Source organism: Shewanella sp. SM73 (assembly GCF_025653795.1).
GTDB lineage: Bacteria > Pseudomonadota > Gammaproteobacteria > Enterobacterales > Shewanellaceae > Shewanella > Shewanella oncorhynchi.
In genome coordinates this window covers 22,131-40,200 of sequence record NZ_JAKKRY010000009.1, presented here as the reverse complement: position 1 = coordinate 40,200, position 18,070 = coordinate 22,131, and the positions used below count along the sequence as shown (strand labels likewise).

At 43.3% G+C, this 18,070-nt stretch carries 15 protein-coding genes and 1 other annotated feature; of the genes, 10 read left to right on the top strand and 5 right to left on the bottom strand.

The window, feature by feature from the left end:
• The first annotated feature begins 16 nt into the window (after positions 1-16).
• From L5M51_RS13605 to L5M51_RS13595, 3 genes are all read left to right on the top strand, one after another.
• Positions 17-1,192: a hybrid-cluster NAD(P)-dependent oxidoreductase gene (locus tag L5M51_RS13605; protein WP_263173303.1), complete on the top strand. Its 1,176-nt coding sequence runs from the start codon at positions 17-19 to the stop codon at positions 1,190-1,192.
• A 156-nt stretch (positions 1,193-1,348) separates the two neighbouring features.
• Positions 1,349-1,684, top strand: a complete 336-nt coding sequence (locus tag L5M51_RS13600; RefSeq protein WP_105249849.1) for a hypothetical protein — start codon at positions 1,349-1,351, stop codon at positions 1,682-1,684.
• Between the two features lie 43 nt (positions 1,685-1,727).
• Positions 1,728-3,023: a cation:proton antiporter gene (locus L5M51_RS13595; protein WP_263173300.1), complete on the top strand. Its 1,296-nt coding sequence runs from the start codon at positions 1,728-1,730 to the stop codon at positions 3,021-3,023.
• A 174-nt stretch (positions 3,024-3,197) separates the two neighbouring features.
• On the opposite strand, the gene L5M51_RS13590 is transcribed toward L5M51_RS13595, so the two are convergent.
• Complete coding sequence (locus L5M51_RS13590) at positions 3,198-5,192, bottom strand: chorismate mutase (protein WP_263173298.1); 1,995 nt, start codon at positions 5,190-5,192, stop codon at positions 3,198-3,200.
• A gap of 41 nt (positions 5,193-5,233) precedes the next feature.
• Positions 5,234-5,351: a sequence feature (Phe leader region), on the bottom strand.
• 1,630 nt (positions 5,352-6,981) lie between these two features.
• Entirely contained in the window at positions 6,982-7,338 is a 357-nt protein-coding gene (hpf, locus tag L5M51_RS13585) for a ribosome hibernation-promoting factor, HPF/YfiA family (RefSeq protein ID WP_028760802.1), read from the bottom strand.
• A gap of 299 nt (positions 7,339-7,637) precedes the next feature.
• On the opposite strand from hpf, the gene L5M51_RS13580 reads away from it, so the two are divergent.
• On the top strand, positions 7,638-8,330 hold the full coding sequence (locus L5M51_RS13580) for a cytochrome b/b6 domain-containing protein (RefSeq protein WP_263173294.1): 693 nt from the start codon (positions 7,638-7,640) through the stop codon (positions 8,328-8,330).
• 73 nt (positions 8,331-8,403) lie between these two features.
• Here the strand turns inward: L5M51_RS13580 and L5M51_RS13575 are convergent, their stop codons facing one another.
• Positions 8,404-8,853: a c-type cytochrome gene (locus tag L5M51_RS13575; RefSeq protein ID WP_028760800.1), complete on the bottom strand. Its 450-nt coding sequence runs from the start codon at positions 8,851-8,853 to the stop codon at positions 8,404-8,406.
• A 190-nt stretch (positions 8,854-9,043) separates the two neighbouring features.
• Here L5M51_RS13575 and trpR point away from each other — a divergent pair, with 190 nt between their 5' ends.
• Entirely contained in the window at positions 9,044-9,319 is a 276-nt protein-coding gene (trpR, locus tag L5M51_RS13570) for a trp operon repressor (RefSeq protein WP_028760799.1), read from the top strand.
• Positions 9,320-9,383: 64 nt separating this feature from the next.
• Here trpR and L5M51_RS13565 read toward each other — a convergent pair whose 3' ends face one another.
• Together L5M51_RS13565 and slyD are read right to left on the bottom strand one after the other, a co-directional pair.
• Positions 9,384-9,755, bottom strand: coding sequence for a hypothetical protein (locus L5M51_RS13565; protein ID WP_028760798.1), 372 nt, complete (start codon positions 9,753-9,755; stop codon positions 9,384-9,386).
• 237 nt (positions 9,756-9,992) lie between these two features.
• Positions 9,993-10,652: a peptidylprolyl isomerase gene (gene slyD, locus L5M51_RS13560; RefSeq protein ID WP_198572123.1), complete on the bottom strand. Its 660-nt coding sequence runs from the start codon at positions 10,650-10,652 to the stop codon at positions 9,993-9,995.
• 641 nt (positions 10,653-11,293) lie between these two features.
• Between slyD and thrA the strand changes: the two genes are divergently transcribed.
• From thrA to L5M51_RS13535, 5 genes are all read left to right on the top strand, one after another.
• Entirely contained in the window at positions 11,294-13,762 is a 2,469-nt protein-coding gene (thrA, locus tag L5M51_RS13555) for a bifunctional aspartate kinase/homoserine dehydrogenase I (protein WP_263173291.1), read from the top strand.
• Entirely contained in the window at positions 13,759-14,721 is a 963-nt protein-coding gene (gene thrB / locus L5M51_RS13550) for a homoserine kinase (RefSeq protein WP_263140443.1), read from the top strand. The genes thrA and thrB overlap by 4 nt, the downstream gene beginning before the upstream one ends.
• A 71-nt stretch (positions 14,722-14,792) precedes the next feature.
• Entirely contained in the window at positions 14,793-16,076 is a 1,284-nt protein-coding gene (gene thrC, locus L5M51_RS13545; RefSeq protein WP_168823396.1) for a threonine synthase, read from the top strand.
• 284 nt (positions 16,077-16,360) lie between these two features.
• Positions 16,361-16,654, top strand: a complete 294-nt coding sequence (locus L5M51_RS13540) for a hypothetical protein (RefSeq protein ID WP_028760793.1) — start codon at positions 16,361-16,363, stop codon at positions 16,652-16,654.
• Between the two features lie 280 nt (positions 16,655-16,934).
• The gene (locus tag L5M51_RS13535; protein WP_263140441.1) at positions 16,935-17,792 is read left to right on the top strand and encodes a substrate-binding periplasmic protein; all 858 of its coding nucleotides are present in this window, start codon (positions 16,935-16,937) and stop codon (positions 17,790-17,792) included.
• Positions 17,793-18,070: the final 278 nt, after the last annotated feature.

The window sequence follows — 18,070 nt, the reverse complement described above, 5'->3', positions numbered from 1 at the left end:
TTTGTGGGTAAATGCTATGAACATGAGTGTGATAGCGGGAACGCGGGCATTATCGGTTTCGCCCCATAAACCCGGAAGTGTTAATCAATTAGTGTGCGTCGAACGCTGGAATGAAACCTCGGATGTCGTGAGTTTTCGTTTTCAAGCGGGCGAGCCGATGAAGTTTGACTATAAACCCGGTCAGTTTATGACCTTTGTGCTTGAGATTAATGGCGAGCAAGTGTGCCGCAGTTATACCTTGTCATCATCGCCATCTAGGCCCTATTCCTTGATGGTGACGATTAAGCGCGTTGCGGGTGGACTCGTATCAAATTATCTTATCGACAATCTATTACTCGGCCAGAGTGTACGAGTGCTGCCGCCCGCGGGGCAATTTAATCTGTTTGATATTGCTCGGCTAAGCCATAAACAGCCAGAGACTGAAAAGTTAGATGCTAATCTGTTAGCTATAACGGCGCAGAAATACCTTTTTTTGAGTGCTGGTTGCGGTATTACCCCCATGTACTCTATGTCGCGTTATCTGACTGATACGCAAATTGATGCTGATATTGCCTTTGTGCACAGTGCGCGATCAGAGAATGATATTATTTTTAAGTCATCATTGGCGACTATGGCTAACCGTTTTAATGCATTTAAGCTCAGCTACGTACTTGAGACTGTCACTGAAACATTGGGGGGGGCATCAAAGATAGCATTCGATTTCGGGCGGTTAAGTGCACAGATGCTACAAACCTTAGTACCTGATTTTGCAGAGCGTACTATCTACCTTTGTGGGCCAGAACCTTATATGCAAGCGGTAAAAACCTTATTGGTTGAGCTCAATTTTGATATGAGTCGGTTATACCATGAGAGTTTTGCCACGGCCGAGAAAGTTGCCCGTAGTCAGCTTATGCAAGCAAACTCGTCAGATGGAACGAGTGAAAACCCACCAGAAGTGGCTTTCGCCTTGTCTATTGGCGACCGAAGCACGACGCTAAATCAAGGGCAAAGTCTGCTGGAGGGAATTGAGGCGGAAGGGTTGCCGATTATTGCGGCCTGTCGTTCGGGCGTTTGCGGCGCGTGTAAGTGTCAAGTCTTGGAGGGAGAAACGGTATCGACAAGCGTGATGACACTGACTGCTGCAGAAATTGAGGCCGGTTTTGTACTCGCTTGCTCCACAACATTAGCATCCGACGTGACGCTTAAACTTTAACGTGCTGCTAATTAGCGTCATTTACTTGTGACTTATTTTTAAATGGATGGAAATATTTCTAATCCTTAGTTGCGCTTATCTCAGTGAGAACGTAAGGTTAATGACAAGGGCGTATGATGTTTGCGCCCAGTCTATTAGTCTGGCTGGAGTCTCTCAATGACAATGACAACCACTTATGCCGCAAAAATTGAAGACCGTACTCTGGGACATTTGTTGTACGCCTTGATGTCGGGTTTTCCCTTATTATTACTTCCTGTGCTGCTAAGTTTGTTCATTAATGTTTCCCAACGCCAATTCCATGGTAATCCATTATTGGCGTCGCATTTACGTTGGCAACGGCATTCTAATCTCGCCTTTCTTGGCTTGCTAGTGCTCGGCTATTGTGTTCCATTGACTTGGCTCAGTCTTTCTATTTATCTCTTTGGGATCATTTGGTTTTGCCACAGGATCATTAAAGGGTGGTTAAGTCTATTGGATGGTTTAGAAATCTAAACTTGTGCTAGAGTCTCTAAATTGATGATTTTTAGAGGCTATTATGTCCAGCTACCAAATTCTGTGTGTCCTCTGCGCGTTGGCGCTAGTGACTTCGGTTATCTCCTCTCGCGTCCATAAACTGCAGGAAACTGTGGCCATTACAGCTATTGCCCTAGGAATGAGTTTGTTGTTGCTCCTTGGGGGGAAGGCTTTAGGTGGGGACATTTATGTGTATTTTGTCTCTGGCTTAGAGAAACTCGATTTTCAAGCTTTACTGCTCAATGGCATGCTTGGTTTTTTACTCTTTGCCGGCGCATTACAAATCCGCTTAAAAATACTGAGGCATCAAAAGTGGGAGATCCTAATCCTTGCTTTTATAAGCACCTTATTGTCGACATTTATTATAGGTGGGCTGTTATTTTGGTTCGCGCCTATGCTAGGTCTCCCGCTACAATTCAGCCACTGCTTACTGTTCGGCGCCTTGATTTCGCCCACCGATCCTATCGCTGTTTTGGCTATTTTAAAGAAAATGGGTGCGCCGGAAGATATTGCGATTCAAGTAGAAGGAGAATCTTTATTTAACGATGGCATAGGGTTAGTGATTTTTGTGGCAATATCGCAATTGGCTTTCTCCACCGAGCCTCTGACGTTTATCCATATCTCTGAGTTATTTATTCGTGAGGCGGTAGGTGGGGTTATTTACGGTGGCGTACTTGGCTTTTTATTGCATCATTTTTTCCACTACTGCGAGGAAGAAACGCAATTAATGCTGGTTACCCTGCTGATCCCAACCGCGGGATATGTCATGGCGGATGTGCTTGGTGTTTCAGGTCCTTTAGCTATGGTGAGTGCGGGGATCATCATAGGAAATTTCAGTGTGCCTAAGTTTTTTGCTCGCAACGAGCGAGTGAAACTATTTACTTTTTGGTCGCTGATTGAATCCTTCTTTAATGCCTTACTCTTCCTATTGCTTGGTTTATTACTTTTGTTAGTCACTTTCAAAGCGCCATTATGGTGGTTTATGTTTGTGGCTATACCAATAGTCTTGTTGGCGCGTGCAATGAGTGTGTTATTACCTTATTTAGGCTTTCGATTGTTTAAGTCATACAACCCCTATGCAGAGACGATTTTGATTTGGGGTGGCTTAAGGGGAGGATTAGCCCTCGCTATGGCGATGAGTTTGCCAGAGGGTATCGTCATAGATGCTATTGGTGGTGTGGAGCTGCGGGAGTTGTTGTTAGTGATGACCTATGCCGTCGTCGTATTTTCGATTCTAGTGCAGGGCTCTACTATGACAGGGCTTATCCGTAGGAGTAATGCCGTTACTGAACCATCGAGTGCTGTTGGCTCTTCTTAAAATGCATAAAAGCTCGCTGCGCTGCAATACTAAACAATATTAAGCCTGCTAGTCATCACACTGGCTAGCAGGCTTGTCTGAGTCAATTAGGGATAAAAGATGTCTTATTTATCCCTTAACACACTTCGAACTAACCACATTTCACTTTAAATTAAATCAATCAAGATCAAAGCGTTAGTTCGCCCGATATAATTCCCGTACCACAGCGCTTATTAAGTTAAGCGACTCATGGTCATCACTGCTAGCTAGTGGACAATTGAGTATCAATCCATCCACTTTAAGCTGTTTAATACCTTGTGTTTGAATCAATAGGGCATCATCTGATACGGCATAACTTGGGTTGATCAAAATCGGCAAATGGCTCGTGGCTTTAATCTGGATCAGACTCGCTAAATCGAGTGAAGGTAGATTGGCGTTATTTAAGGTTCTAATGCCTGAGTCACACAGAACCAGTTGCTGATTGCCTTGGCTTAAAATGACTTCTGTTGCCGTGAGTAATTCTTCAAAACTTGCCATATCGTTACGCTCAAGTATTAATGGTATCGGTAGGGTTCCAGCTTGAGTCAGTAAAGTTTGGTTAAACATCTGCTTGCCTGCGAGGAATAACATATCGGCGTGCTGGACTGCTAATGGCATATCGGCTTCTTGCGCTATGGCAATAATGCACACTAGGCCATATTGATGCAGGATTTGGCGTAGTTTAGCGAGAGTCACTTCTGCCATAGTCAGTTGATTAACAGCGCTGAGCAAAACGGCTTGGAATCCCGCTTCTTTAAGCTGCTTCACTTGCTGCTCGAAAGCCGATAATGCTAAATGTGAAATGTCATTATTCAGTGTGATTTGGGCTATGGCACCGACATGCCCTGCACCGATTGTCATTGCGCCACAGTTGATTTCACTGGCTTGCTCTTTATAGGCTTTGCTATATCGAACTGGACTGGCATTAGCACCATTTTCGCTGATGACTTGATCCTTAGAGGTGCTGGGCTCAATCAGTAGCTGGCTGTTGCTCAGCTGTGTGGGCTTGACTGTTTCACAAGGATAACAGCCTAATACTTTGATAAAACGGGTGATCCGCTCGAGTTGCTTTAAACCCGCCTGCATAGATTCACTGGAGATATTCGCGTCGATATCCAAATAGAACATCTCTTCCCAAGGAGTCCCTGGAATCGGGCGTGACTCTAATTTGCTCATGTTTAACTGATGCGCTTTTAGAACCAGTAAGGCTTCCACTAAAGCACCGGCTTTTTGGCCTGTTGCCATGATCAATGTAGTCTTAGCGGGTAACTGCTCTGGTACGGCAACGGCTTTGCGAGCAACAACGATAAAGCGACTTTGGTTGATCTTCTGATTAGCTAAACCTGCTTCTATGGACTCAAGTTGATAGAGTGCACCACCTTCGGCGCTGCCAATCGCTGCTGCACTGTTATCTGGACTTTGGTTTACCTTTTCCATTGCTTCTGCGCTGCTTGAGCAGTATTCCAGTCTCAAGTCTTTGTGTTGAGTTAAATATCTGCTGCATTGGCTAATAGGTTGAGGGTGGGCATAGACAGTTTTGATATCAGCTAATTTACTGCCAGCTTTTCCTAGTAGGCAATGGCTGACTTCAATCGTCGTTTCGCCAACAATCGACAGACTGGTGTGCTGTAGCACGTCGTAGACTTCGTTGATTGAACCTGAAGATGTGTTCTCAATCGGCAGGAAACCATAATCAGCATGTCCAGACTCAACGGCTTGCACTATTTCATCGAAACTTTGGCAACCTAAGTCCAGCATTTCAACTTGGCGACGTTGGCAATAGCGTGTAGCTGCGAGATAAGAGTATGAACCTCTAGCACCGAGGTAAGCGATACAATACTGTTGTTTTTGTGTCTCTGGATTGGCGCGGCCGTGAAGGTAAGCTTGTTGATTCAATACTGAATCTTCAATGATGCTCTGGTAAAGGGAGATAACATAGTGGGCATCTAATCCTTTCTCTCTGCCTTCTTTCACGAGTCGAGCGAGCAGTTCTTTTTCCCTTTGAGTATCTCTGATGGGTCTGACATCCACTTCTTTGCTACGGGCTACTTCTAAACTTAAGCGACGGCGCTCTGCGAGTAATGCCAGCAGTTCATTATCCAGATGGGTGATCTGCTCTCGGGTTTGATTTAAAGGCTGTGGTGTATGCATTCTGACCTCAATTGCCGCCATGTATTTTATCAATCGTTTAAGACAAAAAAGCCTCCCAGTTGGGAGGCTTTGGATTTTTACTTTCGTTTTTACACAGTAAATCCGCCTCCTAGAGTGGGGGGTGTAAAAAAGAAAGTAAAAAAAGCTGCTGTTATCATTTTCATGGTCTTAAAACTAAAGGGCTAGGGCTTAGCTGTCAATCAAAACTTTCTTAAAGGTAATCTAAAAAGAAAGCGCACCCGAGGGTGCGCTGGTTTGGTTCAAGTATGTATATATGGTCAAGCGAGTTTATCCTCCTTATGGTCAGTGTGGGACAAGGTAAAACACTCGTTTATCTTACATTTACGTGTAACAGTAAAACGTTAACAACTTGTATTTACAATGAACATTAACAAGTACTTTATGCGGCATAGCGTATAACATTGAAACTATGCTGTTTTGCAGTACCAGCAAACTTACGTTGACATGTCTTGCACTTATATTTTAACAATTAACACTTACATGGATCTATAACATTAAAAACTAAAACTAACAAAACGAACATTTAAAATAAACGATTTACGGCTCATTAGTTGTACTAGGTACATATTGCTGTAAAAACAGCTTAGCCTTGTCATACGTTTAGGTCTTGCTACTTACGTTATTACTTTTTACTTTAAAACCTAACGTGTTAATACATGGAGCGTATAACAAACTCTCATTTACTGTTATTACATTTTTCGTCAAGTCTAGATGCCCTCCTTTTTAGTTGATAATTAAACGTTATTTAAGGTGTCTATAAAGTATCAAAACTCAACTAACGGTAAAAGTTAACACATTACATAAATAAATATTTATACGATTTACAGTTTTTACTATACAAATAACACTAAGTAAACTAATAACTTTCAATCAAACCAACGTATTGCACTTACATTAAACACTTACATTAAACACTTACATTAAACACTTACATTAAATCACACGCTAAAAACGCTAACTAACATATCAGTGTAAATATGACTCTCTTCATATAACTAATCTACATCTAACTAAACGTGACAGTTGTTACCTCATTTATCTCAGTGTTTAGCACGTATTGGTGCTGACCCGTTTTACAATAAACGCTTTTATTCATGTAGCTTTTGTTAATGTGACTTTTGTTTATGTTTACCTGGGCCTCCATTGTGGATATAAAAAATTTGATAGTTAAAGGTTTTGCTAATGTACTCGTTGTACTGTACTCGGCTCCTTATGTTAACTCTGGTATTCAGCAATGCCGCCTGTTTCTGGTGGTCATCCTGATATTGGGTCAAAATTGAGTACTGCTTTTAGTGAATGCCAACATACTTGATTGTTTCTAAAATCAAATTGTTCGCTCTTGTGTTGCCTCCTTTCCAAACTTGCTATTGAAAGTGGAACCTAGTTGAAAATAAAAGTTGAACTTTTAAACGTAGAAATTATAAGTAAAATTAATCATTAACAGTAAACCTTAGTGCTTAAAACTATAAGGCTTAGATTAGTAGTGCTCCTTAGTTATATCCAGTAACGTTACTTAGAACTTAAGATCTGTTAATCAATATTTGTAAATCAAAATTTAAAGTAAATCAACATTTGAAACGATTTAAATCCGCACCACTTCGATTATTGCTGTCACTTTGTAAAGTGTAGTAGGTATTTAGTCAAAAGAACTGTTTTTTTTTATCATTAAAATGATTGCACTAAGCTTTTGTAAAAACTGTGATCTGATTAAATATTTCTACTTTATTGCTCTCAAAGTAATGCGTTTCTCGCACTCACCAGATTTAAATTATGCCGCATCTTCCTCCTCGTACTCGTCGTCAATTTCAATAACATTATTAGTCGGTGTTAGTGATGTGGAGCGTTGAGCTTCAGGTTTGTGTGTTATGCGATTGAGCTGCTTCTCTAATTTTTGGCCCATAGCGTTAATCGCAGTATATAAATTTTCATGTTTTGCTTGAGCGAAGAGTTCTCCATTTGGGATGCCAACCGATGCTTCAATTTTGAAACCAGGTTTCTCCTCCGTAATGATTACATGGGGATTTATCATTTGCACATCATGCCTTGAAAGTTTTTCAAAACGGCTTTCAATACGTTCGCGAATAGGAGATGTGACTTCAAGTTGCTTGCTAGTAATCTTTAGCATATTTCGAACCTTCTGTTGTTTCCTTGGATTTCAGATTACCAAGGTTCGCACTATAAAACGAGATGTAGATCACGTTTTTATGTCCATTAGATACTGTTCGTTGGATATTTGATCACTTAGACAAATATCAATAATTCTTGGCCGAAAAGTCTTGTATTGCCAGCTAAATGGGCCCATATTCGATGGGATAACTCCGCAGTCTTTGCCCTTATTTACTTATATTTACTTTAAGTTTCATCCCGAATCCCGATAAAATACTTCTACTTATTCCATTCGGTCACTTTGAGTTTGCCCATTTTATGAATACTGAACACGTTAAAATTAAGATCTGGGATTTACCCACGCGAATTTTCCATTGGGGCATGGTGTGTCTGTTGGCACTTTTATGGTGGAGTGCCGATGCGGGAGAAATGCAGTGGCATCAAATTTTTGCTTATAGTTTGCTGATCCTTATTGGATTTAGGATCCTCTGGGGGCTCATTGGTAGCGATACGGCAAGGTTTAGCCACTTTGTTCATCACCCCAAAGTTGTACTCGATTACTTGAGATCGATTCGAACTAAAGGGATGTCTGTGGTACTTGGACACAATCCTATCGGTGGCTATATGGTCATCGCGTTGATTGGGATCATTAGCCTTCAATTAGTTACAGGCCTTTTTGCGACCGATGATATTTTTACCGAAGGTCCGCTATATAGCTATGTCAGTTCAGATACCAGTGGGTTTTTGACTTGGTTACACAAAACGAACTTTAACCTTATTCTCTTGCTGAGTGCCATTCATATACTGGCTGTGATTATTCATGCCATGAAAGGGGATAAGTTAGTTGGTGCTATGGTCAGTGGTTACAAGAAAGTCTCGAAGGTTGCTTTTTCATCAAGTGCGAAGAGCGAGCTTCGATTCAAGTCTGAGTGGCTTGCTTTAGTGCTGTTCACAGTATGCGCTGCTGTGGTCTTTGGCTATTTAATGTGGCCAATAGTGCAAGTTCTGTAGATTTATACTCAGTTTGGGAACAACAAAAAGCCTGCTATTTAGCAGGCTTTTTGATGGGAAAAACAACGTCAAATTAATCTTTCTTATAAATGTCGTGACAACTTTTACAGCTTTTTCCTGTGTCCATAAAGGCTTGTTTGATTTCAGCTTGATTACCTTTTTGAGCTACAGTAGCCAGAATGGCAGCATTCTCTTGGAAGGTTTTCATTTTTGCATCAAAATCAGCTCTGTCTTGCCAAACTTTGGCTAGGGCTTCGGTATCACCTTTGTCTGAGCCATCAATAAAACCTTCGAAAGGAATTTTGGATAATGCAGCAACATTCGTTGCGCGCATTGCGAAGGTTTCTGCTTCGAAAGGTTTTTTACCTTTCATCATGGCAGCCATATCGCCGAAGTTATAAGCAATAAGACCAAATGCAGATTGGCGGTATTCAATTGCATCTTTAGAGTCTTCGAAATTGTGTGCTTGAGCAGTTGAAGCCAATAAGGTACTGGCAACGAGAGTAAGTAGTAATTTTTTCATCGTATTCTCACAAATTAGCGTCGAAGTGTGACATTGCACTCCTATTGTACACAAATTAACTTGATGTACTAGAAGCAATTTTGTCAGTTTTTGTCTGGATAAGACGGCTAAACGTAACAATTTATTTGTATGTAGGCGAAATCTGTTAGACTGCTAATGTAATGCTTGAACAGTACTTATGAGGGTGATTATGCGAGCTAACTGGGATCTAGTATTAGAAAAAATTTTGAGCCACAGCAATTATGAAGATCTTTCTGTGTTGTTTCATTTACTGTTAACCGAAGAAGAACGTAGTGCCGTTGCCGGACGTTTGAAGGTCTTTCAATTGCTGCTAGACGGGGAAATGAGTCAAAGGCATATCGCTGCGGAATATGAAGTCAGTATTGCAACGATTACACGTTGTTCTAATTATTTGAAGAATATGTCTTCTGAGCATAGGGCGAAAGTTCAAAAATTAATTGGTTAGTGTTCATGTGGATACAACTCTTGTGAATATCATCTGCTCCTACTGTGGTGAATAGAACTAAGCCTTAAGGCGTGATGGGAAGCTTATGACGACGATAGAGGGAACGACGAACCAGAATGTATAAGCCGTAGCTGAGTAAACAGATAGCCAGAATTGGGTAAAGATCCTTGGGAAGGAATTTAAAGATAGCCAGCGCCGCTAAGAGATAGATAAAAGGTAGAAAGTTATAAATTATCTCGGGAAGATAACCCGATTTACGCCGCTTAGCCGAGTCTGTTCGACGGTTTTGAGAACGCATAACGTAGATCCTCGCACCTAATACAAATACCACAGTTGCCGCTATCAAGGCATAGTTGATGTCGAGTGCAATAAAACTCGAACTACCGAGCGCCATGTAGCCAAAAGGCAAAATTTCGTAAAGTGGTTTGGTTAACATAAGCACTCCGTCGCTTAACTTAGGTTGATATCAATATCTAATTGAAAATATTCATATAAAATTTGAATACTTCAATTTACCAGTCAGTTATTTATCTATTACGAATATTATAAACGCTTGTGTATAAAAAATGCACGACCTTAAATTAAGGGCGTGCATTTTAAAAGGTTAAACCATGGCAGTTTAATCACTTACGGATAAACAACTTCTCGTTTAACTTCTGGTATCAGGCTTTGTTTAGCCGCGGCAACCACAGCCGCCATTGCCGTCACAGCCTGTTTTAGGTGTGTCGCAGGCTTCGTGTTCTTCATGGTGGTGTCCATGATCGTGGTCTGAACCACCACCACAACAGCCGCCCGCTTCTTGTTTACCTGAACCGCCACAGCATCCACCGCCGTGGTCGTGATCATGTCCATGGCTTCCACAACCACCTTGGGCATGAATGTGGCCATGAGCGATTTCTTCGGCTGAGGCTTCACGAACGTCAACGATTTCGACGCTGAAATTGAGCGATTGGCCCGCTAAAGGATGGTTGCCATCGACGATAACCACATCGTCTTTCACTTCCATGACTTGAACTGGGCGCTGACCCATTTCAGTTTCAGCGATGAAGCGCATACCTGGGACGATATCTTCGATATCACCAAAGGCTTCTAATGGCACGGCTTGACGTAGGCCATCGTGATAAGGCCCATAGGCTTCTTCGGCGCTAATAGTGACATCGAGTTTTTCGCCTTTGCTTTTACCATCTAATGCGGCTTCTAAACCTGGGATCAGGTTTTCAGTGCCGTGTAGATATAGCATAGGTTCAGAGTCGAAAGAGTCTTCTAATAGTCTGCCTTCTTGATCTGATAAACGGTAATGAATGGTTACCGCGCTGTGTTGAGTGATCTTCATATCGCCTCCAATTCGTAATGTGCGCGCATAATAACGTGCTTTTTTAGTGCTGGCGATAATTTGAAGTGGCTTATGTTAGATATCGCACAGGTTTTTTTTAGGCAAATTTGTCGGTGCTTTACGGTAGAAAGGATGAGTAATGTGATTTTTGCTCGTTAGCCTGTCAATTTAGCCTGAGTGATGAGTTAGAACAAATAACGCATTACTTGAAAATGTATTATAAATAATTATATTAAAAACAAGTGATTATCTAATGGTTTTCGTGCCGCATTACGTTGACGTTAACAGTTATCTATTGCGTAAATCGCATTTTTACCCCTAGAAAACTTCATATTAACGAATCTTGATGCAGTATTTTATCGAGCGTTAATATTTGCCTATAAATAATCCATTTTAGGGGTTGACAAGCGCGGGTAAAAAAAGCAATTCTGTTTATCAAGAAATTAACATGGATTAGCCCAAACACATGCATAGCCTAGGTTTCGTAGTAACTACCATTATTACAACCACCACTACAACAACAGTGGGGGCGGGCTGATACACCCTAAAGAATTTTAACGATGAGCCCGCTTCCCACAAAGAAGCGGGCTTTTTTGTTTCTAGCTCTTATTTCTAAGTCGGGCGCGGTACAGGAGAACAAGATGAAAGTAATGAAATTTGGTGGTACCTCGCTTGCAAATTGGCAGCGATTCTCGATGGCGGCGGATATCGTTGCTAAGTCATCTAAGCTTGAACCCATAGCCACAGTGCTATCGGCCCCAGCGACTGTGACAAATGCGTTACTAGAAATGGTTGATGTAGCAGTTAAAGGTGAAGATTATTCGTCTGTGCTGCAGCATGTTGAGCGGGTATTTACCTCGCTATACCAAGATGCAGTTACTTCAATGTTGTCGAGTGAGCAGAGTGAACAGCTCTTTTCTGGACTTAATGCGCAGCTGGTGATTTGGCAGGATAGATTACGTGGCATTAGCTTACTGCAAGAGTGTCCCGATGGCATACGTGCTGAAATCGTGGTGGCAGGTGAGCGTTTATCTGCAGCCTTGATGGAACAAGTGATGCTATCTAAGGGGATCACGTCTGCTCAACTCGATCCGCGCGTCTTGTTTCTGGGTCGTGGTCGGCCGTTAGAATCCGTGGTCGATATCGCTGTGAGTAAGCCAAGGTTTCGTGCGTTGGCATTAGGTGAAAAACGCGTATGGGTAATGCCGGGTTTCACCGCCGGCGATGAACAGGGCAAAGTGGTGACGTTAGGCCGTAATGGTTCTGACTATTCTGCTGCCGTACTTGCCGCCTGTTTAGATGCTTCAAGTTGTGAAATCTGGACCGATGTTGATGGTGTTTATAATACAGATCCCCGGGTGGTTGCCGACGCTAAGTTGTTGTCACAACTCAGCTATCAAGAGGCGATGGAACTCTCCTATTTTGGCGCTAAGGTGCTGCATCCTAAGACGATTGCGCCCATCGCCCAGTTCCATATTCCCTGTTATATCAAAAACAGTTTTAACCCCGATGCGCCCGGTACTCTGGTATCAAACCAAGCCGATGAAACGGGCTTACAGGTTAAAGCTATCTCCAATTTAGATAACCAGACCATGTTTGATATATCAGGCCCAGGCATGAAAGGCATGGTTGGCATGGCGAGCCGTACTCTCGCGGCGATTTCCCGCAGCGGCGTGTCTGTGTCTTTAATCACCCAAAGCTCCTCTGAATACAGTATTAGCTTCTGTGTGGCGACGTCTGACTCGGCCAAAGTGAAATGGGCCTTAGAGCAAGAGTTTGAATTAGAAATAAAAAGTGACTTGCTTGAACCTATTGCTATGCGTCATGAGCTCGCCATCGTTTCTTTGATTGGTGATGGCATGCGCACCCACAAAGGCGTGGCAGCGCGTTTCTTCCAAGCGTTAGCGCAGGCGAGCGTGAACATTATCGCCATCGCCCAAGGTTCGTCCGAGCGCTCGATTTCGACTGTGATCGAGCAGCGTAAGACTAAGCATGCGGTGGCGGCTTGTCATCAAGGCTTTTTCGATGTGCAGCAGTATTTAGATGTGTTTTTAGTGGGTTGCGGCAATGTGGGGGCTGGCCTGCTTGAGCAGATAAAACAACAGTCCGCCATGCTTAAAGAGCAGCACATCAGTATCCGTGTTTGCGGTATAGTGAATTCGAACAAGATGTTACTCGACAGTGCGGGCATCGATTTAAGCAACTGGTCTAGTTTGCTTTCCGATAGTCAGCAAGCCTGTGATATTCCAGCGTTACTTGCATGGGTGAAAGAGCAACAATTACTGAATCCTGTGCTGGTGGATTGCACTTCGAGCGAGCAAGTATCGGATCTGTATTTGGATGTGATGAACTCTGGTTTGCATGTGGTCACGCCCAATAAAAAGTCGAACACTCGCGATTATGCTTATTATCAAGCACTGCGCCAAACGGCATTAAAACAGCGTCGCCAATTCTTATACGAAACCACAGTCGGTGCGGGTTTACCTGTGATCGATAACCTGAAAAAACTGTTATTTGCGGGTGACAAACTGCATAAATTTAACGGTATTTTATCGGGCTCTTTATCCTTTATCTTCGGCATGCTCGATGAAGGTATGACGCTTTCTGAAGCGACTGGTCTGGCACGGGAAAAATGTTTTACTGAGCCCGATCCCCGTGATGATTTGAGTGGTATGGATGTGGCGCGTAAGGTGCTCATTCTTGCCCGTGAAGTGGGACTAAAGTTAGATCTCAGTGATGTGCAGGTTGAATCTGTATTGCCAGCCGAGTTTGATGATTCAGGTGATGTTGAAAGCTTTATGGCACGATTACCGCAAGTTGATGCTGCAATTGCCGCAAAAGTGGCGCAGGCCAAAGCTCAAGGTAAAGTGTTGCGTTATGTTGGGCAAATTGAGGATGGTGTGTGCCGTGTGCGTATCGCCGAAGTGGATGCACAGGATCCGCTTTATAGCGTTAAAGGCGGTGAAAATGCCTTGGCGTTCTATAGCCGCTATTATCAGCCCATTCCCTTTGTGCTACGCGGCTATGGCGCAGGGACTGAAGTGACCGCTGCTGGTGCCTTTGCCGATGTATTAAGAACCTTGAATTGGACTCGTGAGGTGAGTGTATGAGTTTGACCGTTTACGCTCCAGCCTCTATGGGTAATGTGGGCGTCGGATTTGATTTACTCGGTGCAGCATTAGCGCCGATTGATGGTAGTTTACTGGGCGACAGAGTGACTATCGCCGCGGCAGCGTCGGGTGTGAGTTTGGCGCAGACTGGTGCTTGGGCCCATAAACTGCCTGAAAATCCGAAAGACAATATAGTGTACCAATGTGCCGAATTCTTCTTAACAGCCATGAGTAAGGAGTTTTTAACTGCGCAGGGTAAAGCAGATGAAGGCGTGGCACTCACACTGGAAAAGAACCTGCCCGTCGGTAGTGGGTTAGGGTCGAGTGCCAGCTCTGTCGTGGCGGCGTTATATGCCTTGAATGAACATTTTGATAGACCCTATAACGAGCAAGCACTGCTGGAACTGATGGGCGAGTTTGAAGGGAAGATCAGCGGCAGTGTGCATTATGACAACGTCGCTCCTTGTTACTTGGGCGGCATGCAATTGATGCTCAATGTGCCGGGTACAGTTTGCGAAGCAATACCCAGCTTTAAAGAATGGTATTGGGTTGTGGCCTATCCTGGGATTTCACTTTCAACGGCAATGATGCGCAAACTCATGCCAGATCAATATGATAAAAGTGTCACTATCGATTTTGGCCGTTATTTAAGCGCCTTTGTTCATGCGTCTTACCAGCAGAATGCCAAGCTTGCGATCAGCGTATTAAAGGATGTGTTAGCCGAGCCCTATCGCGCCGCCGCGATTCCGGGTTACGACAAGGCCAGAGCCGCTTTAGCCGATTTAGGCATGTTGACTACGGGGATTTCGGGCAGCGGCCCAACGCTGTTTTCGATTACCGATGATTTAGCCACGGCAAATACCGCTAAAGCTTGGTTAGAGGCGCATTATCTCACCGAGGTGGGTGGCTTTGCCCACGTGTGTCGCCTCGATGAGCAAGGCACGCGTAGAGTCGATTAATAGTTAATTTAGCTAAGACTAAGTACCCCAAATTAGCATTTAAGGTTTAGCATCAAAAGGTTGAGTTGAGCATGGAACTATATAATTTAAAACACCCTTCGCAGAAAGTGAGCTTTAAAGAAGCGGTACAACTGGGGTTAGGTAAAGACAGAGGTTTGTTCTTTCCTAGTCAAATACCCGTACTAGACGATATTGAAGGACTGCTGGCGTTACCATTCGTTGAGCGCAGTAAAAAAGTACTCGGCGCATGGCTTGCCTCTGAGTTAGGCCAAGATGCGGTCGATGAATTAGTTGAGCGTGCCTTTAACTTTGATTTACCTTTGGTTGCCGTCGATGAGCAGCGCGCTTGCCTCGAATTATTCCACGGTCCAACACTGGCGTTTAAAGATTTTGGGGCGCGTTTTATGGCGCAATGCGTTAATGCTTTTGTGGGCGACACGCGCTTAACCATTCTGACTGCGACCTCGGGCGACACTGGCGCAGCGGTTGCCGATGCCTTCTATGGGCTTGAGAAAGTCAATGTGGTGGTGCTCTATCCTAAGGGTAAGATCAGTGAACTACAGGAAAAGATGTTCACGACGTTGGGCAAGAATATCCATACAGTCGCCGTCTCGTCCGATTTCGATGCCTGCCAAGATCTCGTTAAGCGCGCCTTTGATGATCCCGAAGTCCGCGATGGTTTGAGCTTAAACTCGGCAAATTCTATCAACATCAGCCGCTTACTCGCGCAAATTTGCTATTACTTTGAAGCGGTTGCCCAATCTAAACAACGGCATGAAGCCGATCCTGTGATTTCGGTGCCAAGTGGTAACTTTGGTAACTTGACCGCAGGTTTATTCGCTAAAGCCATGGGATTACCGGTTAAACGCTTTATCGCCGCAACCAATGCTAACGATACTGTGCCGCGCTATTTAGACAATGGCCAATGGCAGCCAAATCCGACTCAAGCGACTATGTCTAATGCTATGGATGTGAGTGAGCCCAGTAACTGGCCGCGTGTGGAAGCCATTTGTGAGAAATTAGGCTGGCCACTGAGTAGCCTAGTGGGTATTCGTTTATCGGAGGAACAAACGTCACAGGCATTAGCCGAGTTACACGCTCAAGGTTATGTGTCTGAGCCCCACGCGGCGATTGCGGCTAAGGCCTTATCTTTAACCTTAGTGCCCGATGAAGTGGGCATATTTTTGGGGACTGCCCATCCCGCTAAATTTAAGGATGTTGTGGATAGAGAGTTAACGCTTAACTTACCCTTGCCGCCTGAGCTTGAAGCTGTTGCGAGTAAGCCCATCTTATCCGCGGAATTAGCGGCAGATTTTGCTGCATTAAAAGTGCATTTATTCAAAATATTAGCTTAAGGGCTTTAGCCCTACTGATGTCTGCCTAGCAGTGGAATAACATGGCGTAAAAGTAGGAAGGGAGCTTGGCTCCCTTTTTTTACAAGTGTGAGTTTTATGGTGAGGAATTGATGAGCTTGTGTTACCAGTGAACATAAAACAACCCTTAGTTAACTACATGATATTTAATTAATATTTGTAACTTTCTGTATTATCCTTGGTTTCTTATATGTGACATTGTTCACAATTTTATCGATTGCAATTAGTTATGTTCACCCGCGTGTTTAATCTGTGGGTTAATTGATTTGTCTAAATTTTTTCTGTTAAGTACATGTTTTTGCGTTTTAATATCTGGATGTGCGACCAAGCAGCATGAACTATATCGTCGCATTAACGTGGCCTACGATTTTGAAGTTACCCACTGCGATAGTTTTGCTTTAGTCACTGGGGTGAGCCGCCATGAAAACCGGCTTGATGAAGCTAAAGAGTCCGCCACGGCTCAGGGGGAGGAATTGGGGGGGACACACATAGTTTGGTTACAAGTCGATATGGGGGATCCCACTAAAGTTGTTGCTATTATTTATAAGTGTCTGATTTAAATTTATAAAACTTTATTTTATCCCCTGCGTTCAGGCTTAGCCTTTATCGCAGCATAGTGAGTCGTTTAGATCTCACTCTTGGCTGTTGTGCTTTTTTGTTATAATTCCTCGCCCTTTTTTAGGCTAATTACTGTGATCTCGCCGGTGTTTATGGCGCGCTATCTAAGTGACAACTACGCTTACTGAGGTAGAACTCCCTCGCGGAAGTCTGACGCTGAATCGTTATACTTCATCTTAATCAAGAGAGGATCATCAACTTAAGAGGCAAGTAACTTAGCCTATGCCATGGTTTAAATACGTTCCTGTCTTATTTATGTTTTTTTTAGTCTTGCCCGCTGTAAGTGCGTCGCAGGTCAATAGTTCTTTACCTTGTAAGAACACGATTAAAGTCGGTTACAACGATTGGCCTCCCTATGCTTGGCAAGATCCTCAAGGAGAAGCCCAAGGCTTAGATGTGGATCTGATGCGGGCATTTGCAGTGTATCTTGGTTGTGAAGTTCATTTTATTAATGTGCCCGCTAAGCGCTCGCATCAGATGTTGCGAGCAGGACAGTTAGATGTGTTGATGGGAGCGACTATGACGGATGAACGTCAAAACTATGCTCTTTTTTCAACCTATTACCGGGATGAAGAGCTGCGCTTATTTGTACTCGATGAGCAAAAAGATCAGATTAATATCGATAAATGGGAGGACATTTTTACCCAAAAATTGCGTCTACTTGTCCCTTCTAGCGGTTGGTATGGTGCAGATTATCAAGAATCTCAATATCGATTAGAGCAGGAGCACTTGTTAGTATTAAGTCCCGACTCAGATAAGTCTGTGCAAATGCTTATCTACGGTAGGGGAGATATGATCGTCGGAGATACCTTAGCTATGCCCTATATCGCCAGCCAGCATCAACGCATCAAGCTAGTACCACTTAAGTTAGTGTTAGATCAAAACCATATTCATTTAATGTTCAGTAAAGCGAGTATCAAGATAAGCCAGTTAGAGCAGTTTAATCATGCGATTAAGGCATTGATGGATAACGGTGAAATTGCACGAGTGATCAATAAATGGCAACAAATGACACTGGTGAAACAGTCTAATATGAGCCGCCTAAACAGTCCGCTAAAGACGCTGTATGTCAGCCCTTAACATTAGCCCTTCACGTTAGCCACTCATGTCCGACTCTGGTATATTTTTATCCTAGTGCAATATGGTAACGCTATGATCTTTGATGTTTTCCTCTAAAGAATCTTGTCTTTTATTCAGTTGTTCCTCCGCGATTTAAGATGTGACACATTTGCTAAAACTTCTCTGACTTGAAGTTACTGAACTCTCTATCAAATTCTGCTAGCTTGTTGGGCTCAATTGTCATGCTTTGGACTTGATTGTGGTTTTTTACAAAAGCCCATGGCAAGAATTTCTTCGCT

Excerpts from the sequence above, each read along its gene's own strand:
- L5M51_RS13605 (WP_263173303.1), top strand. The coding sequence starts at position 17 with ATGAACATGAGTGTGATAGCGGGAACGCGGGCATTATCGGTTTCGCCC.
- L5M51_RS13600 (WP_105249849.1), top strand. The coding sequence starts at position 1,349 with ATGACAATGACAACCACTTATGCCGCAAAAATTGAAGACCGTACTCTG.
- L5M51_RS13595 (WP_263173300.1), top strand. The coding sequence starts at position 1,728 with ATGTCCAGCTACCAAATTCTGTGTGTCCTCTGCGCGTTGGCGCTAGTG.
- L5M51_RS13590 (WP_263173298.1), bottom strand. The coding sequence starts at position 5,192 with ATGCATACACCACAGCCTTTAAATCAAACCCGAGAGCAGATCACCCAT.
- hpf (WP_028760802.1), bottom strand. The coding sequence starts at position 7,338 with ATGCTAAAGATTACTAGCAAGCAACTTGAAGTCACATCTCCTATTCGC.
- L5M51_RS13580 (WP_263173294.1), top strand. The coding sequence starts at position 7,638 with ATGAATACTGAACACGTTAAAATTAAGATCTGGGATTTACCCACGCGA.
- L5M51_RS13575 (WP_028760800.1), bottom strand. The coding sequence starts at position 8,853 with ATGAAAAAATTACTACTTACTCTCGTTGCCAGTACCTTATTGGCTTCA.
- trpR (WP_028760799.1), top strand. The coding sequence starts at position 9,044 with ATGCGAGCTAACTGGGATCTAGTATTAGAAAAAATTTTGAGCCACAGC.
- L5M51_RS13565 (WP_028760798.1), bottom strand. The coding sequence starts at position 9,755 with ATGTTAACCAAACCACTTTACGAAATTTTGCCTTTTGGCTACATGGCG.
- slyD (WP_198572123.1), bottom strand. The coding sequence starts at position 10,652 with ATGAAGATCACTCAACACAGCGCGGTAACCATTCATTACCGTTTATCA.
- thrA (WP_263173291.1), top strand. The coding sequence starts at position 11,294 with ATGAAAGTAATGAAATTTGGTGGTACCTCGCTTGCAAATTGGCAGCGA.
- thrB (WP_263140443.1), top strand. The coding sequence starts at position 13,759 with ATGAGTTTGACCGTTTACGCTCCAGCCTCTATGGGTAATGTGGGCGTC.
- thrC (WP_168823396.1), top strand. The coding sequence starts at position 14,793 with ATGGAACTATATAATTTAAAACACCCTTCGCAGAAAGTGAGCTTTAAA.
- L5M51_RS13535 (WP_263140441.1), top strand. The coding sequence starts at position 16,935 with ATGCCATGGTTTAAATACGTTCCTGTCTTATTTATGTTTTTTTTAGTC.